The 15,586-nt window shown below is 72.0% G+C and carries 18 protein-coding genes; 6 read left to right on the top strand and 12 right to left on the bottom strand.

Annotated features, from left to right (window positions below; translation table 11 throughout):
- Positions 1-108 precede the first annotated feature (108 nt).
- Together moeZ and ACGFH8_RS22455 are read left to right on the top strand one after the other, a co-directional pair.
- A complete protein-coding gene (moeZ, locus tag ACGFH8_RS22450) occupies positions 109-1,290 on the top strand; it encodes an adenylyltransferase/sulfurtransferase MoeZ (RefSeq protein ID WP_393370105.1) in 1,182 nt (393 codons plus the stop codon).
- Between the two features lie 85 nt (positions 1,291-1,375).
- Positions 1,376-2,224, top strand: coding sequence for a prenyltransferase/squalene oxidase repeat-containing protein (locus ACGFH8_RS22455; RefSeq protein WP_393370108.1), 849 nt, complete (start codon positions 1,376-1,378; stop codon positions 2,222-2,224).
- On the opposite strand, the gene ACGFH8_RS22460 is transcribed toward ACGFH8_RS22455, so the two are convergent.
- The 8 genes from ACGFH8_RS22460 to proB all read right to left on the bottom strand — a co-directional run bounded on the left by ACGFH8_RS22460 (position 2,208) and on the right by proB (position 7,719).
- Positions 2,208-2,723: an SUKH-4 family immunity protein gene (locus ACGFH8_RS22460; protein WP_393370111.1), complete on the bottom strand. Its 516-nt coding sequence runs from the start codon at positions 2,721-2,723 to the stop codon at positions 2,208-2,210. The genes ACGFH8_RS22455 and ACGFH8_RS22460 overlap by 17 nt on opposite strands.
- A gap of 33 nt (positions 2,724-2,756) precedes the next feature.
- Complete coding sequence (locus ACGFH8_RS22465) at positions 2,757-3,374, bottom strand: hypothetical protein (protein ID WP_393370113.1); 618 nt, start codon at positions 3,372-3,374, stop codon at positions 2,757-2,759.
- Complete coding sequence (locus ACGFH8_RS22470; RefSeq protein ID WP_393370116.1) at positions 3,371-4,000, bottom strand: hypothetical protein; 630 nt, start codon at positions 3,998-4,000, stop codon at positions 3,371-3,373. The genes ACGFH8_RS22465 and ACGFH8_RS22470 overlap by 4 nt, the downstream gene beginning before the upstream one ends.
- A complete protein-coding gene (locus tag ACGFH8_RS22475; protein WP_393370119.1) occupies positions 3,993-4,487 on the bottom strand; it encodes a hypothetical protein in 495 nt (164 codons plus the stop codon). The genes ACGFH8_RS22470 and ACGFH8_RS22475 overlap by 8 nt, the downstream gene beginning before the upstream one ends.
- A gap of 27 nt (positions 4,488-4,514) precedes the next feature.
- Positions 4,515-4,841, bottom strand: coding sequence for a hypothetical protein (locus tag ACGFH8_RS22480; protein ID WP_393370121.1), 327 nt, complete (start codon positions 4,839-4,841; stop codon positions 4,515-4,517).
- A 2-nt stretch (positions 4,842-4,843) separates the two neighbouring features.
- Entirely contained in the window at positions 4,844-5,245 is a 402-nt protein-coding gene (locus tag ACGFH8_RS22485) for a YbaB/EbfC family nucleoid-associated protein (RefSeq protein ID WP_393370123.1), read from the bottom strand.
- Positions 5,246-5,330: 85 nt separating this feature from the next.
- Positions 5,331-6,575, bottom strand: coding sequence for a glutamate-5-semialdehyde dehydrogenase (locus ACGFH8_RS22490; protein WP_393370126.1), 1,245 nt, complete (start codon positions 6,573-6,575; stop codon positions 5,331-5,333).
- Positions 6,576-6,609: 34 nt separating this feature from the next.
- Positions 6,610-7,719, bottom strand: a complete 1,110-nt coding sequence (gene proB, locus ACGFH8_RS22495) for a glutamate 5-kinase (RefSeq protein ID WP_393370128.1) — start codon at positions 7,717-7,719, stop codon at positions 6,610-6,612.
- 61 nt (positions 7,720-7,780) lie between these two features.
- Here proB and ACGFH8_RS22500 point away from each other — a divergent pair, with 61 nt between their 5' ends.
- Positions 7,781-8,095, top strand: a complete 315-nt coding sequence (locus ACGFH8_RS22500) for an MGMT family protein (RefSeq protein WP_393370130.1) — start codon at positions 7,781-7,783, stop codon at positions 8,093-8,095.
- Positions 8,096-8,155: 60 nt separating this feature from the next.
- On the opposite strand, the gene ACGFH8_RS22505 is transcribed toward ACGFH8_RS22500, so the two are convergent.
- Complete coding sequence (locus tag ACGFH8_RS22505; protein ID WP_393370133.1) at positions 8,156-9,376, bottom strand: hypothetical protein; 1,221 nt, start codon at positions 9,374-9,376, stop codon at positions 8,156-8,158.
- A complete protein-coding gene (locus ACGFH8_RS22510; RefSeq protein ID WP_393370136.1) occupies positions 9,369-9,929 on the bottom strand; it encodes a SigE family RNA polymerase sigma factor in 561 nt (186 codons plus the stop codon). The genes ACGFH8_RS22505 and ACGFH8_RS22510 overlap by 8 nt, the downstream gene beginning before the upstream one ends.
- 220 nt (positions 9,930-10,149) lie before the next feature.
- Between ACGFH8_RS22510 and ACGFH8_RS22515 the strand changes: the two genes are divergently transcribed.
- Entirely contained in the window at positions 10,150-11,541 is a 1,392-nt protein-coding gene (locus ACGFH8_RS22515; RefSeq protein ID WP_393370138.1) for an MFS transporter, read from the top strand.
- A 27-nt stretch (positions 11,542-11,568) separates the two neighbouring features.
- Positions 11,569-13,047: a pyridoxal phosphate-dependent decarboxylase family protein gene (locus ACGFH8_RS22520; protein WP_393370141.1), complete on the top strand. Its 1,479-nt coding sequence runs from the start codon at positions 11,569-11,571 to the stop codon at positions 13,045-13,047.
- Positions 13,048-13,100: 53 nt separating this feature from the next.
- On the opposite strand, the gene ACGFH8_RS22525 is transcribed toward ACGFH8_RS22520, so the two are convergent.
- Positions 13,101-14,303: a hypothetical protein gene (locus tag ACGFH8_RS22525; RefSeq protein WP_393370144.1), complete on the bottom strand. Its 1,203-nt coding sequence runs from the start codon at positions 14,301-14,303 to the stop codon at positions 13,101-13,103.
- A complete protein-coding gene (locus tag ACGFH8_RS22530) occupies positions 14,296-14,832 on the bottom strand; it encodes a SigE family RNA polymerase sigma factor (RefSeq protein WP_393370146.1) in 537 nt (178 codons plus the stop codon). The genes ACGFH8_RS22525 and ACGFH8_RS22530 overlap by 8 nt, the downstream gene beginning before the upstream one ends.
- A gap of 272 nt (positions 14,833-15,104) precedes the next feature.
- Between ACGFH8_RS22530 and ACGFH8_RS22535 the strand changes: the two genes are divergently transcribed.
- Positions 15,105-15,401: a hypothetical protein gene (locus tag ACGFH8_RS22535; protein WP_393370149.1), complete on the top strand. Its 297-nt coding sequence runs from the start codon at positions 15,105-15,107 to the stop codon at positions 15,399-15,401.
- Positions 15,402-15,586: the final 185 nt, after the last annotated feature.

Below are 15,586 nucleotides of genomic sequence, written 5' to 3' on the forward strand. Positions count from 1 at the left end.
GGTTATTCCCGCTCCCGCATCGCGGACCAGTGTCGTCCCTCATGGCCGAGCGGGGCTCCCGCGAGCAACAATGGCGCGGTTCACACCGCCGATCCCGGGGAGTCCACCGTGTCGTTGCCCCCGCTCGTCGAACCCGCCGCCGAGCTGACAGTTGACGAGATCCGCCGCTACTCACGCCATCTGATCATCCCGGATGTCGGGGTGACCGGGCAGAAGCGGCTGAAAAACGCCCGGGTGCTCTGTGTCGGCGCTGGTGGCCTCGGCTCGCCCGCCCTCATGTACCTTGCCGCGGCCGGGGTCGGCACGCTCGGCATCATCGATTTCGACACCGTCGACGAGTCCAACCTCCAGCGTCAGATCATCCACGGCGTGTCCGACATCGGCCGGTCCAAGGCCGAGTCCGCCGCCGCGTCGATCCGCGAGATCAACCCGCTGGTCCAGGTGGAGATCCACAACACCGCGCTGGACCGGGAGAACGTCCGGGAGATCTTCGCCCAGTACGACCTGATCGTCGACGGCACCGACAACTTCGCCACCCGCTACATGGTCAACGACGCGGCGGTGCTGCTCGGCAAGCCGTACGTCTGGGGCTCGATCTACCGCTTCGACGGCCAGGCGTCGGTGTTCTGGGCCGAGCACGGCCCGTGCTACCGCTGCCTCTACCCGGAGCCGCCGCCGCCCGGCATGGTCCCCTCCTGCGCCGAGGGCGGCGTGCTCGGTGTGCTCTGCGCGTCGATCGGCTCCATCCAGGTGAACGAGGCGATCAAGCTGCTGACCGGCATCGGTGAGCCGCTTGTCGGCCGCCTGATGGTCTACGACGCCCTGGAGATGGAATACCGCAAGATCAAGGTACGGAAGGACCCGAACTGCGCGCTCTGCGGCGACAACCCGACGGTCACCGACCTGCTGGAAGACTACGAGGACTTCTGCGGCGCGGTCTCCGAGGAGGCCCAGGAGGCGACCCTCGACGCGACGATCACCGCGTTGGAGCTCAAGGAGTGGCAGGACGCCGGCAAGGACATCTTCCTGGTCGACGTACGGGAGCCCGCCGAGTACGAGATCGTCCGCATCCCGGGCGCCACCCTCATCCCCAAGGGCGACATCATCTCCGGCGAGGCGCTGGCGAAGCTCCCGCAGGACAAGCAGATCGTGCTGCACTGCAAGTCCGGCGTCCGCTCGGCGGAGGCCCTCGCCGCGGTCAAGGCGGCCGGTTTCCGCGACGCCGTGCACGTGCAGGGCGGCGTGCTCTCCTGGATCAAGCAGATCGATCCCTCGCTTCCCGCGTACTGAACGACGACCGGGGCCGGCGGCGGGCCACTCACCCGCCCCGGCCTCGGCCGATTCCCCGAGGCGCGACGACCTTTACGCAGGTAGCGTGACCGCCGTGGTGGACATGGACGCCGCTATCGGCTTCGTCGTGGCGCACGGGGACGCGGTCGACCGTGCGCGTCTCTCCCGGCTGCGCACCGGTGCGCCGGTGCCGGACCGCGTGCTCGACGCCGCCGAGACCGGGCAGACGCCCGACGGCGGCTGGCCGGCCGTCCTGGACGGTGCCGTCGGCTCCGTCGACGCGACCTGCTTCCGCCTGGCCGAGCTGGACGACCTCGGTGCCCTCGGCCGCCCGGCGGCCCGGCACGCGTTGGACTGGCTCGCCGCCTCCCAGCTGCCCGACGGCGGCTGGGACGAGGACCCGTCGCTGGCCGACCTCGCCCCGGAGTGGGCCCGGCCCGGCGACCCGGAGGCCCGCCTCTACCTCACCGCCAACGCCGGCTTCTGGCTCAGTGTGGGCGGGCTGGACGCCCGGGCCGCCGGACCGCTGGACCACCGGGTCGGCGGGTCGTACGCCGGGGTGGTGCAGGCCGCCGCCCAGGCGCTCGCCGCGCAGCTCGCCCCGGACGGCCGGTGGCCCTCCTTCGTGCCCGCCGGCTGGCTGAGCGCGGCCGTGCTGCACCGGCAGGAGATGTACTACGAGTCGGCGCTGATCCAGTCGGTGCTCGCCGAGCGGATCCCCCAACTGTCCCCGGCGGACGTGGCCTGGCTGGCGGGGACGCTGCGCCGGGTCGACATGGGCGAGGAGCACTGGTTGCTCGTCGCGGCCCGTGAGCGGCTCACCAGGACCCAGCGCAGCGACGGCGGCTGGGACAGCGACGACGGTCACCAGTTCGACGTGCACACCACGCTGCGGGCGATCCGGGCCTGTCAGCCGGTCACGTCAACTGGCTGATCACCAGCGGCCACCAGCCGTCCGGGGCGAAGGCGGCCGGGTCGATGCTCTCCAACACCGTCCGCAGCGTCTCGGCCCGCTCCGCCCGGCCCGCCTTGCCCTCGTCCGCCTCGACGAAGAGCGCGAACTGGTAGAGGAACTCGACGAACGTGCGGAAGCTGCTGTTGACGCCCTGGATGTCCTTCTGGTTCAGATCGAACTGGAGGATCTCACCGTTGCGCGGGTCCAGCACGTAGAGCAGGTCGGGGTTGTCGGCGACCGCGCCCACCACGATCAGCCGGATGTCGAGCGAACCGTCCTCGGTGCTCAACTGCATGGTGTCGTACAGCTCGATGTCGTCTTCGAGGAAGGCCGTGTAGACGACCGCCACGTCGAGCGGGATCTCGTCACCGGCGGGGAGCAGGTCGGGGCTGAAGCCCCCGTCCAGCCACGCCTCGCGCGGGTACGGGATGAGCTCGTCCTCGTGCCACAGGGCACGGAACCGGGGGTCAGCGGCCATGACGATCCTTCGTGGTCACAGGAGTCGGGTCGGTCAGGACGACAGCCCGGCGGTGATCAGCAGACGCCGCCAGTTGTCGGCGTACTCGCCGGCGTGCCGGCCCTTGCGCAGCCGCTGCTCGGGGGCGGCGGGACCGAGGACGATGGCCGTCAGCTCCGGGTAGCGGGGGCCGAGCACGTGTTCGTCGAAGAACGTGGCGACGTCGGGGGCGATGATGGTGAACTCGACGTCCTCGTCGGGGTGCTCGTACTGGTAGACGTAGGCGCTGGACTCCATGTAGTACACGTCCAGGTCTTCCCGGTCGAGGTAGAGCGGGTCGCCGCCGCGGATCTCGGACCGTAGGCCGGTGGGGACGCTGTCGATCTCGTAGCCGACGATCAAGGGGCTGCCCATCGGGTCGGTCGGGTCGACCTCGTCCTCCGCCCAGGCCTGCGGGGTGAGGATCTCCTTCGGCGCGTGGAACCGGAAGTTGTCGCCCTCCAGGCGCTGGAACAGGGCGTAGACCTCGGCGACGCCGGGCAGGTCGGCGATCGGCTCCAGCGGGGCCGCCCCCTCGATACGCACACCGAAGCCGTGTTCGGCCTCGAGCCGGGTGAGCAACTCCAGCTTCTCGGCGATCCGGGCGAGGACGGTGGGGTCCGCGCCGGTCATGGCAGGAACTTCACGATGATCGGGGTGCCCTCGGGGACGTCGCGCAACGCCACGGAGATATCGCTGCCGAGCTGGCGGTTGGTCCAGGCGTCCATCAGCCTGAGGTTAGCGTATTCGTCCTTTCCGTCGAGTTGCAGCTCGTGGATATGGTCCGGGTCCAGTCCCTCGCCCCGGGCCCGGATCGGCCCCCGGCCGTCGTAGAGGCGATCGACGAGTTTCTTGTTGGCCAGGTACTGGTTGGTCGTCCGGTCACCGTGCTGCTGGGTCAGCTTCTCGTTCTTCGTCAGCCGACGGATCACCCGGTCCCGGAAGACGTTGGTGCGGGTCCGGGTGCCCGGCCTGGTCCCTCGGCCCCCGCGGTGGTAGACGTTGTTGGCCGTCCGGTCCGACTTCGCCTTGCTCAGCCGGCCCTCCTGGCCGAGCCGGACCAGGTCCCTGGCCTTGCGGTCGAAGTCCTTCTTGTCGAAGTCCGGGCGGTTGCGCAGCACCAGCACGGCCGGGCCGCGGGGGGTGGTGCCGGCCGTCTTGGCGGTGCGGAACACGTCGGCGTTCTCCAGGAACGCCGAGACGATCCGGGCGCCTTTCGCCTGCGTCTGCCGGGGCGGCGAGGTGCGCTTCCTAGCCATTGAGCACCGCGTCCACCGTCATGCCGATCAGCTGGTCGATGATCAACCCGGTGATCATCTTGAAGATCGGGATCTCCAGCAGCGACGCACCGAAGGTGACCACCGCGGTCGCGATCGCCTGCGCGATCTGGATCGCCAGCAGGATGAGCTGCACGATCACCTGGATCTTCAACGCCAGCACGACGCCCGCCCCGGCCATCAGCCCGATGGCGATGATGTTCGTCGGGTCGGTGGCGTCGGCGATGTTGCGCGCGGCCGACTCCCCGTCGTTCCACTCGTCGGCGAAGGCGGTGAAGCTCTCGCCCCGGTTGGTGTCCAGCACCGTCCGCGCGGCCGACTCCAGCTGGGCGACCGACCCGTTGATCCGGTCGGCCATGCCGGTCCACTCGCCGGCGAGCTGGAACAGTGCCGTCTCGTCCGACTCCGGCCAGTCGTACCCGATCATCGAGAGCAACGACACCAGCTCACCCGGAAGCGTCAGGCCCACCGTGGCTCCTTTCCCCGTGCGGCGGGCTCAGCTGCCGAGCTTGCCGAGAATTGATTGGAAGAGATCGCCGACGCCCTCCTCGACGGCCCGGTACCCGTCCGCCATCGAGTGCAGGCCGGCAGCGTAGTTGTCCAACTCGACGAGGTTGGTGCTGAGGCACTCGGTCAGCCCGTCCACGCAGGCCTGGTGGGCGACGCCGAGCAGCATCCCGATCTCGTCGCCGCCGAAGGCCTGCGCGTAGCTGCCCACCGCCGCCTGGAACGCCTCGAAGGCCTGCCCGACCTGCTCCTTGGCCTGGGCCAACTGCTCCGCTCCGCGGCGCACCGAGTCGACGTCGACATCCAGCGGGTCCATCGTCAACTCTTCCCGTGCAGTTTCCGCATGGTCTCGCCGACCGCCAGGGTGATCTCCCGCATCTGCCGCAGGCCCTCGTCCTGGAGCCGCTCCACGGTGGCGGCCATCGCGGCCAGGTCGGGCATCGGCTCCGTCCCCGCCGCCGCCTCGTCCTGCCCGTCGAGGGCCGCGTTCACCGCCCGGCGCAACTCCTCGGCGAGCTGCTCGGAGCCCTCGCGCAGCACCCGGGGATCGAGGTCGACGACGCTGACCCGCCGGTCGCTGCCGACGGTGACCCGGATCCGCCCGTCGGCCGCCTCGCCCACCGACTCGACAGGTGCCGGGGGCGCGACGGTGCGGCTGACATCCCGCAGCGCGGCACGTGCCTGCGCCAGTTGCTCCTCCAGGGCCTTCTCGCCCAGCATGTCGCCTCCCCGGACTAGCCGCGCCGAATCGACCTCAGACTAGCGACCCGGCACACAGTGGTGGGACCACGTCCACGGAGGACTGTCAGTCGCGCAGGTGCCCGTCCCCGGTGACGACGTACTTGGTGCTGGTCAGCTCGGGCAGGCCCATCGGGCCACGGGCGTGCAGCTTCTGCGTGGAGATGCCGATCTCCGCGCCGAAGCCGAACTCGCCACCGTCGGTGAAGCGGGTCGACGCGTTCACCATCACCGCGGCCGAGTCCACCCGCGCGACGAATTCCCGGGCCGCGCTCGCCGAGTCGGTGAGGATCGCCTCGGTGTGCCCGGTGCCGTAGCGCCGGATGTGCCCGACGGCCGCGTCCAGGGACTCGACCACCGCCACCGAGATGTCGGCGGACAGGTATTCGGTGGCGAAGTCCTCCTCGGTGGCCGGGACCACGGCGGCCGAGTACGCGGCCACCTCGGGGGAGCCGTGCACGGTCACCCCGGCCTCGGCGAAGGCGGCAAGCATCGGCGGCAGGAACGCGTCGGCGACGCCGGCGTGCACCAGCAGCGACTCGGCGGTGTTGCAGGTGGACAGGCGCTGCATCTTGGCGTTCAACGTCACCGCGACGGCCCGCGACACGTCGGCGGCGGCGTCCACGTAGACGTGGCAGTTGCCCACCCCGGTCTCGATCACCGGCACCGTCGACTCCTCGACGACGGTGCGGATCAGGGACGCGCCACCGCGGGGGATGAGCACGTCGACGAGGCCACGGGCGCGCATCAGCTCCTTGACCGAGTCGCGGGAGCTGGCGTCGAGCAGTTGCACCGCGTCGGCCGGGAGCCCGGCGCCGGCGACCGCGTCGCGCAACACCGCGACGAGCGCGGCGTTGGAGTGCGCGGCCGAGGACGACCCGCGCAGCAGCGCCGCGTTGCCGGACTTCAGGCAGATCCCGGCGGCGTCCACGGTCACGTTCGGCCGCGCCTCGTAGATGATGCCGACCACCCCGAACGGCACCCGGATCTGGCGCAGCTCCAGCCCGTTGGGCAGGGTGGAACCGCGGACCACCTCGCCGACCGGGTCGGGCAGCGCGGCCATCTGGCGCAGCGCGTCGGCGATGCCGGCCACCCGACCCGCGTCGAGGGCGAGCCGGTCCAGCACGGCCGCGCTCAGCCCGGCCTCCCGGCCGGCCGCCAGGTCCGCCTCGTTCGCGGTCAGGATCTCCGGGGTACGCGCCACGAGCGCGTCGGCCATCGCCACGAGCGCGGCGTCCTTGACCGTACGGGTGGCCACGGCCAACTCCGCGGCGGCGTCCCGCGCCCGGTGCGCCTGCTCGACGACGCTCATGCCAACTCTCCTCGTTCGTGGGAAGGTTCTCTGCTCACAGCAGGACGAGGTCGTCGCGGTGGACGACCTCTCGTTCGTACGCCGGGCCCAGCGCCGCGGCGAGTTCGGACGTGGAGCGGCCGAGCAGCCCCGGCAGCTCCACCGCGTCGTAGTTGACCAACCCGCGGGCGACCGACGCGCCGGCGGTGTCCACCAGGTCCACGGGGTCGCCAGCGGTGAAGGTGCCGTCCACGGCGGTGATGCCGGCGGGTAGCAGCGACTTGCGCCGCCCGACGACGGCCGCCACCGCGCCCGGGTCGAGGTGCAGCCGCCCCCGGGGTGACGTGGCGTGGGCCAGCCAGAACAGCCGGGCCGTCGGGCGTTGCCGTTGCGGATGGAACAGGGTGCCGACCGGGTCGCCGGCCAGGGCCGACGCGGCCAGGTCGGCGGCGGTGAGCACCACCGGGATGCCGAAGCCGGTGGCGATCCGGGCGGCCTCGACCTTCGTCACCATGCCGCCGGTGCCGACGCCGGAGCGGCCGGCCCCGCCGATGGTGATCCCGGCGAGGTCCGCGTCGTCACGCACCTCCGCGATCCGGGTCGAGTGCGGCTTGGCGGGGTCGCCGGTCCAGAGCGCGTCCACGTCGGAGAGGAGCACCAGCAGGTCGGCGTGCACGAGCGCGGCGACCAGGGCGGCCAGCCGGTCGTTGTCACCGAACCGGATCTCCTGGGTGGCGACCGTGTCGTTCTCGTTGACGATCGGCACCGCCCCCAGGTCGAGCAGCTTGCGCAGCGTCCGGTACGCGTTGCGGTAGTGCGCCCGTCGGGTCACGTCGTCGACGGTGAGCAGCACCTGCCCGACGGTGCGGCCGTGCCGGGCGAAGCTGGTCGCGTACCTGCCGATCAGGAGGCCCTGCCCGACGCTGGCGGCGGCCTGCTGGGTGGCCAGGTCGCGCGGGCGCCGGGGCAGCCCGAGCGGGGCGAGGCCGGCGGCGATCGCGCCGGAGGAGACAAGCACGACCTCGCGTCCCTCGCTGGTCAGCCGACCGAGGGTGTCGACGAGCGTGTCGACGCGCTCGTCGGCCAGCCCGCCGGTCGCGGTGGTCAACGAGGAAGATCCGATCTTGACGACGACCCGCCGGGCTGCCGTGACTGCGTCGCGCACCCGACCATTCTGCGTGGTCACGGCCGCTGCGCCCGGCGGCCTTCCCATATGGTGGCGGATTGTGACTCCTGACGAGTACGTCGAGGCGGTGCTCGACCTGGTCGAGCGGATCCCGGCGGGCCGGGTGATGTCGTACGGCGCGGTCGCCGATGCGCTCGCCGAGCGTTCGGGTCGTGCCTCCGCGCGGCTGGTGGGCAGCATCATGGCCCGACACGGCGGCTCGGTGCCGTGGCATCGGGTGGTGACGTCGGGTGGCCGGCTGCCACCCGGCCACGAACGGGAGGCGCGGTCCCGACTGCGCGCCGAGGGTGCGCCGCTGCGCGGTGAGGGCGTGGACATGTCGGCGGCGCGATGGTCGCCGGAGGAGAGGCCGTGACCACCGGCCCGTGGTGTGCGGGACGGGTGCCCCCCGGGCCGGGGGGCACCTCGGGGTTGTTCAGAGCGGGATGGGGGACCGCACCACGTTGTCGTCTGGCTTGAGGTCGGGCCACCAGCGGCCCTGGGCGTCGCCGTGCACGACGGAGAAACTCACGGTGCGGGCGTCGGCACCCGGCTGGGCAGGTACCCGTTGGACGAACGTGTAGCGGCGCGACTCACCAGCCGGTACGCCCGGTAGCAGGCACCCCGGTTTGGTCGTGTCCCACAGCTTTCCCGGCTCGCATCGGGCCCAGTCGCCGCCCGCCCGTTCGCCGTGTTCGATGTTCTGGAACGACACCCGCGGCGCGTCGACCGGGCCGGCGTTGGTGACCGTGAAGACCGTGGTGAGTTCACGCAGGGCGTCCGTACCGGGGACCTCGACCAGCTCGTGGGTCATGCTCATCTTCAGGTTGGTGAGCCGGGGATCCGGGCCGAATGCCGTGGGGCCGTCGGTCTGCTCGAACCGCTCCCCGTCCCACCGGTACGTCCGCACCTGTTCCCGCCGGAGATACGTGGGGACCTCGCAACACGGCACGATGTCGGCCACCGTCACCCGCACCGAGCCGCTCGAGGTGATCTCCGCCGCGAGGACGTCCTTGAACTCGTCGTCGGTCCGGACCACCCGGCCCACCGTCACGATCCGGTCGTCGGCGTTCCGCTCGAAGGCCACCACCTGCTTCGCCGACGCTTCGCCGTACCGACAGGCGACGATGGCGATGGTCTCGTCGGCGCCGTCGCCATCGACGTCGCCGTACTCGAACTCGTCGTCGGCCAGCTCCGACACGTAGGTCTTCTTCGTGTTGGTCTTCAGCCGGACGTTCGAGGTGGTGCAGCCGCCCTCCGCCATGCCCGCCGGCCAGTTCGGCAGATCCACGGGTGTGGCGAGCAGTTGCGCCCGACTTATTCGCCCGTCCGGGCCGGTCGGGGCGGTGCCGGAGGGTGTCGGCGTCTGCGTCGGCGACCCGGTCGGCGTGGGCGTCGGCGGGGCCGGCGTGGACGGGGCCGGCGGTGGGACGGACTCCACCGGCACCGGCGGAGTCCGGTCGGCGTGCAGCGCGGCGTTGATGACGACGGGGGTCACCCCCAGGACGACCGCCGCCGCGGCGGCGGCCACCGTCATCCGTCGACGTCGGCGCAACAGCTGCCGGGCCTTGTCGGGACCGGGACCGGCCACCTGGCTGATCACGTCATTGCGGTACGCGCCGAGCCGCTCGCGCAGCAGTGGGTCGAGGTCAGACATCGCGTACCCCCTCGGTGTTCTCGTCGAGCAGCGCGGCCAGGGCGGTCCGTCCGCGGTGCAACCACGACTTGACGGTGCCCTCGGCCACCCCCTCCTGCGCGGCGATCTGGCTGACCGACAGGTCGGCCAGGTAGTGCAGGATGACCGCGCGGCGATGGTTGGGCGGCAGTTGCGCCAGCGCCGCGTCGATGGCGACCCGGTCGGGTGTCGGCCCGGCCACCTCGGCCTCGGTGCGCCGTTGTCGCAGCAGGTAGTCGCGGGCGGTACGAAGGCGTCGCCAGCGGCTGTGTGCCAGGTTCCAGGCGACCTTGCGGACCCAGGCCACCGGGTCGTCGTAGCGGACCAGGCGGTCCCAGCGGGCCAGCGCTCGGTAGAACGCCTCCTGGGCCAGGTCCTGGGCGTGGCCCAGATCCCCCGTGTACGCGCAGAGCTGGGCGGTCACGCTGCCGAAGTGCGCGTGGTAGAAGTCGTCGAAGGTGATCGTCTCGACCGCCGAACCGGCCGTCCGTACCGCCGGTGGCTCGTTGGCGCGGGCTCCCATCGTTGACGTCACTGTCCCTCCCCCGTGACCGCCAGGCTGATCTGCCCTCGGCGGTGGTAACACTCCAAGACTGCGGACGCGGTTGCGGCCTTCACTGCCGGCAACCTGACTTGTTTGATGCCCGCCACGGGTGGCGGGTTCACGCCCGCGTTGATGCCCGCCACGGGTGGCAGGTTCACGCCCGCAGATGGGGGATGTGAGCTACACCGCAACGTGAGTAATATTCGGCCCCATGAAACCGCCGCCGGGCGCCGGCTCGCTGCCTCGACGGGTGCACGCCGGCTATGCGCTCGGTTCCCTGGCCACCGGCGCGTTCGGCACCGTGCCCGGTCTGCTGCTACTGCCGTACCTCACCGACACGCTGGGCGTGGCCGCCGGCCTGGCCGCCCTGCTGGTGCTGCTGCCGAAGGCATGGGACGTGCTCGTCAACCCGGTCGCCGGGCGGATCTCCGACCGCACCCGATCGCGCTGGGGGGCCCGCCGGCCGTACCTGCTCGTCGGCGGTCTCGCGCTCGCCGTCCTGTTCGCCTCGATCTTCGCCGCGCCGTTCGGCAACGGCTCGGCCGCCGCCGCGTACGTGGCGTTCGCCTTCCTCGCCACCGCCACCGCGTTCGCCTTCTTCCAGGTGCCGTACGTGGCGATGCCGGCGGAGCTGACCGACGACTACGCCGAGCGCACCCGGATGATGACCTGGCGGATCGCGGTGCTGGCGCTGGCCATCCTGGTCTCCGGCGCGGTCGCGCCGATCGTGGTGAGCGCCGGTGGGGGCGGCGTGGCCGGGCACCGGTGGATGGGCCTGTTCGTGGCGGCGCTGATCGCCCTCGGTGCCCTCGGCGCGTTTTTCGGCACCCGGTCCGCGCCGACCGGCGCGGTGGGCGGCAGCGAGCCCACGCTGCGCGCCCAGCTCGCCGTTGCCGGCGCCAACCGCCCGTTCCGGGCGCTGCTGATCTGCTTCGTGGTGCAGTCCGCCGGGGTGGCGACGATCCTGGCCGGGGTCAACTACTTCGCGGCGCAGATCCTGCGCGACGAGCAGGGCGGGCCGACCCTGCTCTTCGTCTGCTTCGTCGGCCCGGCGCTGCTGGTGATGCCACTCTGGACCCGGATCGGTGCCCGGCTCGGCAAGCGGACCGCGCTCGTCGTCGGCTCACTGATCCTCGCCGTCGGGGCACTCGCCCTGGTCGCCGCGCCGGTGCTGCCGCCGGTCGCGGTCTACCTGGTGGTCGCGCTCATCGGCGTGGGGTACGCCGGGCAGCAGGTCTTCGCGTTGGCGATGCTGCCGGACTGCATCGCGTACGACACGGCGCGCACTTCTCGACGGCAGGCGGGTGTCTTCACCGGCCTGTGGACCGCCGGGGAGACCCTCGGCCTGGCGCTCGGCCCGGGCATCTACGGACTGGTGCTCCAGCTCGCCGGCTACGTGTCCTCGGACACCGGCTCGGCAGCCGCCCAATCCGACACGGCGAGACTAGGCGTCCTCCTCGGCTTCACGCTGATCCCGGCCCTGCTGATCGCCCCACCAGTCCTCCTCCTGCGCCATTACACCCTGACCCCCGCCGCCCTGGCCGCCGCCACCCGCGCCGAACGGGTCGATCATGGAGTTGTGGTGGGGGACGAAAGCCGTTGACAGTCACGAGAAGGGCACCATAACTCCATGATCGACGAGAGCAGGGTCTTGCCTCCCGGGGTTGCCGCGGACGTGGCGCTCACCGAGGTGCGCCAGTTGCGCGCCGGGGACCGGCCGACCCACGGGGGGCGGCTGTTCGCGTACGTCTACGACCCGGCGGTGCCCGGGCTGGACGAGCTGGCTGCCGCCGCGCACCGGGAGAGCGCGCACGTCAACGGGCTGGACCCGATCGCCTTCCCCTCGCTGCTGGCCATGGAGAACGCGCTTGTCGGCGCCGCCGGCCGGGTGCTCGGCGCCGGCCCGGGCACGACCGCCCCGGACGTCGTCGGCAGCGTCACCAGCGGCGGCACCGAGTCGCTGATCCTCGCCGTCAAGACGGCCCGGGACGCGCACCCGGAGATCGCGGCGCCCCGGATCGTGGTGCCGTCGACCGCCCACGCCGCGTTCGCCAAGGCGGCGCACTACCTGCGGGTGGCGCTGGACGTCGTGCCGGTGTCCCCGGACACGCTGCGCCCCGACCCGGCCGCGATGGCCGCCGCGATCCGCCCGGAGACGGTGCTCGTCGCCTGCTCCGCGCCGTCGTACGCGCACGGCGTGGTGGACCCGGTCGCCGAGATCGCCGCCGTGGCGGCCGCCGCCGGGGTGCGCTGCCACGTGGACGCCTGCTTCGGTGGCTGGACCCTGCCCTACCTGCGCCGCCTCGGCGAGCCGGTGCCGGCGTTCGACTTCGCGGTCGGAGGGGTCACCTCCATCTCGGTGGACCTGCACAAGTACGCGTACGCGCCCAAGGGGGTGTCGGTGCTGCTGCACCGCGAGGCCCGGCTGCGTGCCCCGCAGTACTTCGCGTACGCGGACTGGCCCGGCTACACCATGATCAATCCGGTGATCGCGTCCACCCGTTCGGGCGGGCCGATCGCCGCCGCGTACGCGACTCTGCGGCACCTCGGCGACGACGGCTACCTGCGGCTGGCCGAAGTCACCCGGGACGCGGTCGCCGGCCTGGCCGACGCGGTCCGCGCCGTCGACGGGCTGCGGTTGCTGGCCGAGCCCGAGTCCACTGTTGTCTGTTTCACCGCCGCCGAGGGCGGCCCCGACCTGTTCGTGCTCGTGGACGAGCTGACCGCGCGCGGCTGGCACACCCAACCCCAACTGTCGTACGCGGGACTGCCGGCGAGCGTGCACCTCACGGTGACCGCCTCGGTCGCGCCCCGGGTCGGCGACTTCGGCCCGGACCTGGTCGACGCGGTGGACGCCGCTCGGGCGGCCGGTCCGGTCCATCTGCCCGCGGAGTTGACGGCGCTGGCCGGTTCCCTCACCCCGGACGCGCTGACCCCGGAGCTGGTCGCGGGGCTGGCCGCCGGGCTGGGCCTGGGCGGTGAGCCGGACGGTTCCCCGCTGCCGGGGCGGATGGCGGTCGTGAACACCCTGCTGGACGCCGCGCCGCCGGCGCTGCGGGAGCGGCTGCTCGTCGAGTTCGTCGGGCTGCTGCAACGTCCCACCTGGTGACACCGCGCGGTCCGGTCCGCGCGTCGGACGACGGCGGACCGGACCGGACCGGCTCAACGGTAGGTGATCTCGACTGTGTTGTCCGGGTCGTAGACCTCCTCCACGACGTCGAAGTCCGCGTCCACCGGCCGCGCGTCCACGTCGGCCTTGCCCGTACCGACAGTGGTGCCCGCCGCGACCCGGAAGCCCAGCGTCAGCAGAACCTCCTTGCCGGCGCCGAGCCCGTCGAGGTCGCAGGCCACCGGCTCCCGGGTCGTCTCCGGGTCGTTGCGGCAGGCCGTCCAGCCACCGCCGTCCGGGCGTACCGCCGCCGGCAGGCCGAGCCGCAGGGCCACGTGGGCGGCCAGTCCGGTCTTGTTGCGGACGCGCACGGTCACCGTGCCGACCCGGGAGCCGTCCGGCGCGTCGGCCAGCACCAGGTTCGTCGCGGTGACGGCAAGGTTGACGTCGTGCCGGTTCGGGCCGAAGCTCGTCGGCCCGGAGACCTGGGCGAAGGCGTCGCCCTTCCAGCGGTAGCCCCGCCACTGCCGTTGTGACCACTCGGCGGGCCAACCGCCGCCGGGCGCGATGTCACCGACCTCTACGCGGACCGTGCCGTCACTCACCACGTCGAGCGCGATCAACCACTGCGGCTTGTCGATGGTGGTCGCGACCACCCGGTCCAGCGTGACCACCTTCCCACCCTCGTCCCGGTCGAAGGCGACCACCTGCGTCGGCCCCCCGGTGCCGAACACGCACTGCACGAGCGCCACGGTCTCCACCGCGCCGTCCCCGTCGACGTCGCCGTGGTCGAGCGCCGCGAGCCAGTTGACGCCCTCCCGGTTGTCGCCGCTGAGCCGCGTCTGCGACGTCGGGCAGTCCGATCCGGCCGGCCACGCCGGCAGGGTCACCGATGCGCCGAGCAACTGTGCCCGGCTGATCCGGCCGTCGGGTACGGCGGAGGCGGGACCGCCAGGTGTCGCGGACGGGCTGGGAGTCGGGGTGGCCGAGCCGCCCGGCGTGGGCGACACCGAGATGCTGGGCGTCGGCTCGACCGGATCCGGCCGGTGGTCCGGCCCGTTCATCGCCGCGTACCCGAGGGCCGACCCGCCGAACAGCGCGAGCGCCGTGGTGGCGGTGGTCGCCAGCCGACGCCGGCCGCGGCCTCGTACCGTCCGCCGGACGGCGGCCGGGCCGGGCACCTCGACCTCTTCCAGGAGGGTACGGCGGTAGCGGGTGAACTCTTCGGCCAGGCCGACGGCCTCCTGCTCAGACATCCCGCACCTCCTCGTTCGTGTCGCGTAGCTGGGTGGCGAGCGCGGCCCGGCCCCGGTGCAGCCAGGACTTGACAGTCCCCTCGGCGACCCGTTCCTGGGCGGCGATCTCCGCGACCGTCAGGTCGGCGAGGTAGTGCAGCACGACCGCCCGCCGCTGGTTCGGCGGCAACGTCGCCAACGCGGCGTGCAGGGCCACCCGGTCGGGGCTGGGCTCCGGGACGTGCGTCTCCCGCTGCCGCAGCAGCCACCTCTGGGCGGTCCGCAGCCGCCGCCAGCGGTTGTGGCCGAGGTTCCAGGCGACCCGGCGGACCCAGGCCACGGGGTCCTCGTATCCGGCGATCCGGTCCCACCGGGCGTACGCCCGGCAGAACGCCTCCTGGACCAGGTCCTGCGCCTGCCCGAGGTCACCGGTGTACGCGGTCAACTGCACCACGAGTCCCCGGAAATGGGCGTGGTAGAAGTCGTCGAAGACCAGTTCGGCGACCTCCGGCGCGGAGTTGCCCGGCGGGTCGGGTGGACGTCCGCCCACCCGTACTCCTCTTGTCACAAGCACTCGTCCTCCCCGTGGTGGCCGCGGGCGGCGTGGGTCGCCAGCACCCGTCACACACCTGGGCGCGTCGGCAGGTTGCGGGTGAGCCGTTCGACGTTCCTGTCCGGTCCGGGACAGCGCACCGGATGGCACAGATCGGTCAATCGAACATCAGGCATCAATATTAATATGTATAACTATATGTAGGTTTCATCGCATTCGCCGGTTCCGTACGGTCAAGTCATCAAGCACCACCGAGACGGGGAGAGAAAATGACGATGCGTCAGATCCTGATCAGCGGAGTGACAGCGGTGGCCGGGCTCGCCTTGGGCCTGGGAGGCGCGGCGGCAGCCGTCACGGCGATCGGTCCCGGCCCCGGTGCGCCGGGCGAGATCGGCCCCGGCCCGGGCGTGTTCCTCGCCATCGGTCCCGGCCCGGGTGCTCCCGGTGAGATCGGTCCTGGTCCGGGTGTGATCCTTGCCATCGGTCCCGGCCCGGGTGCTCCTGGGAAGATCGGTCCCGGCCCGGGCGTCGCGGAGTTGACCGCCGGCGCCACGGTGACGGCCTGAGCGGTGCGTAACGGGCCCGGCCAGCACCGCTGGCCGGGCCCGACCGGCACCTCGATCCTTGTCTGGCGTGAGCTTTCACGATGATCCTCCCGCGACCCTCTTCGTCGGGTGACGCGCGTAGCCCGGAGAAGCCACGAACGAGGCTCGGAGCTGCTGTGGTTGACTGTCCCGTGGGGGACGGAAGG

The organism is Micromonospora sp. NPDC049175, from assembly GCF_043197345.1.
Classification (GTDB): Bacteria; Actinomycetota; Actinomycetes; order Mycobacteriales; family Micromonosporaceae; genus Micromonospora.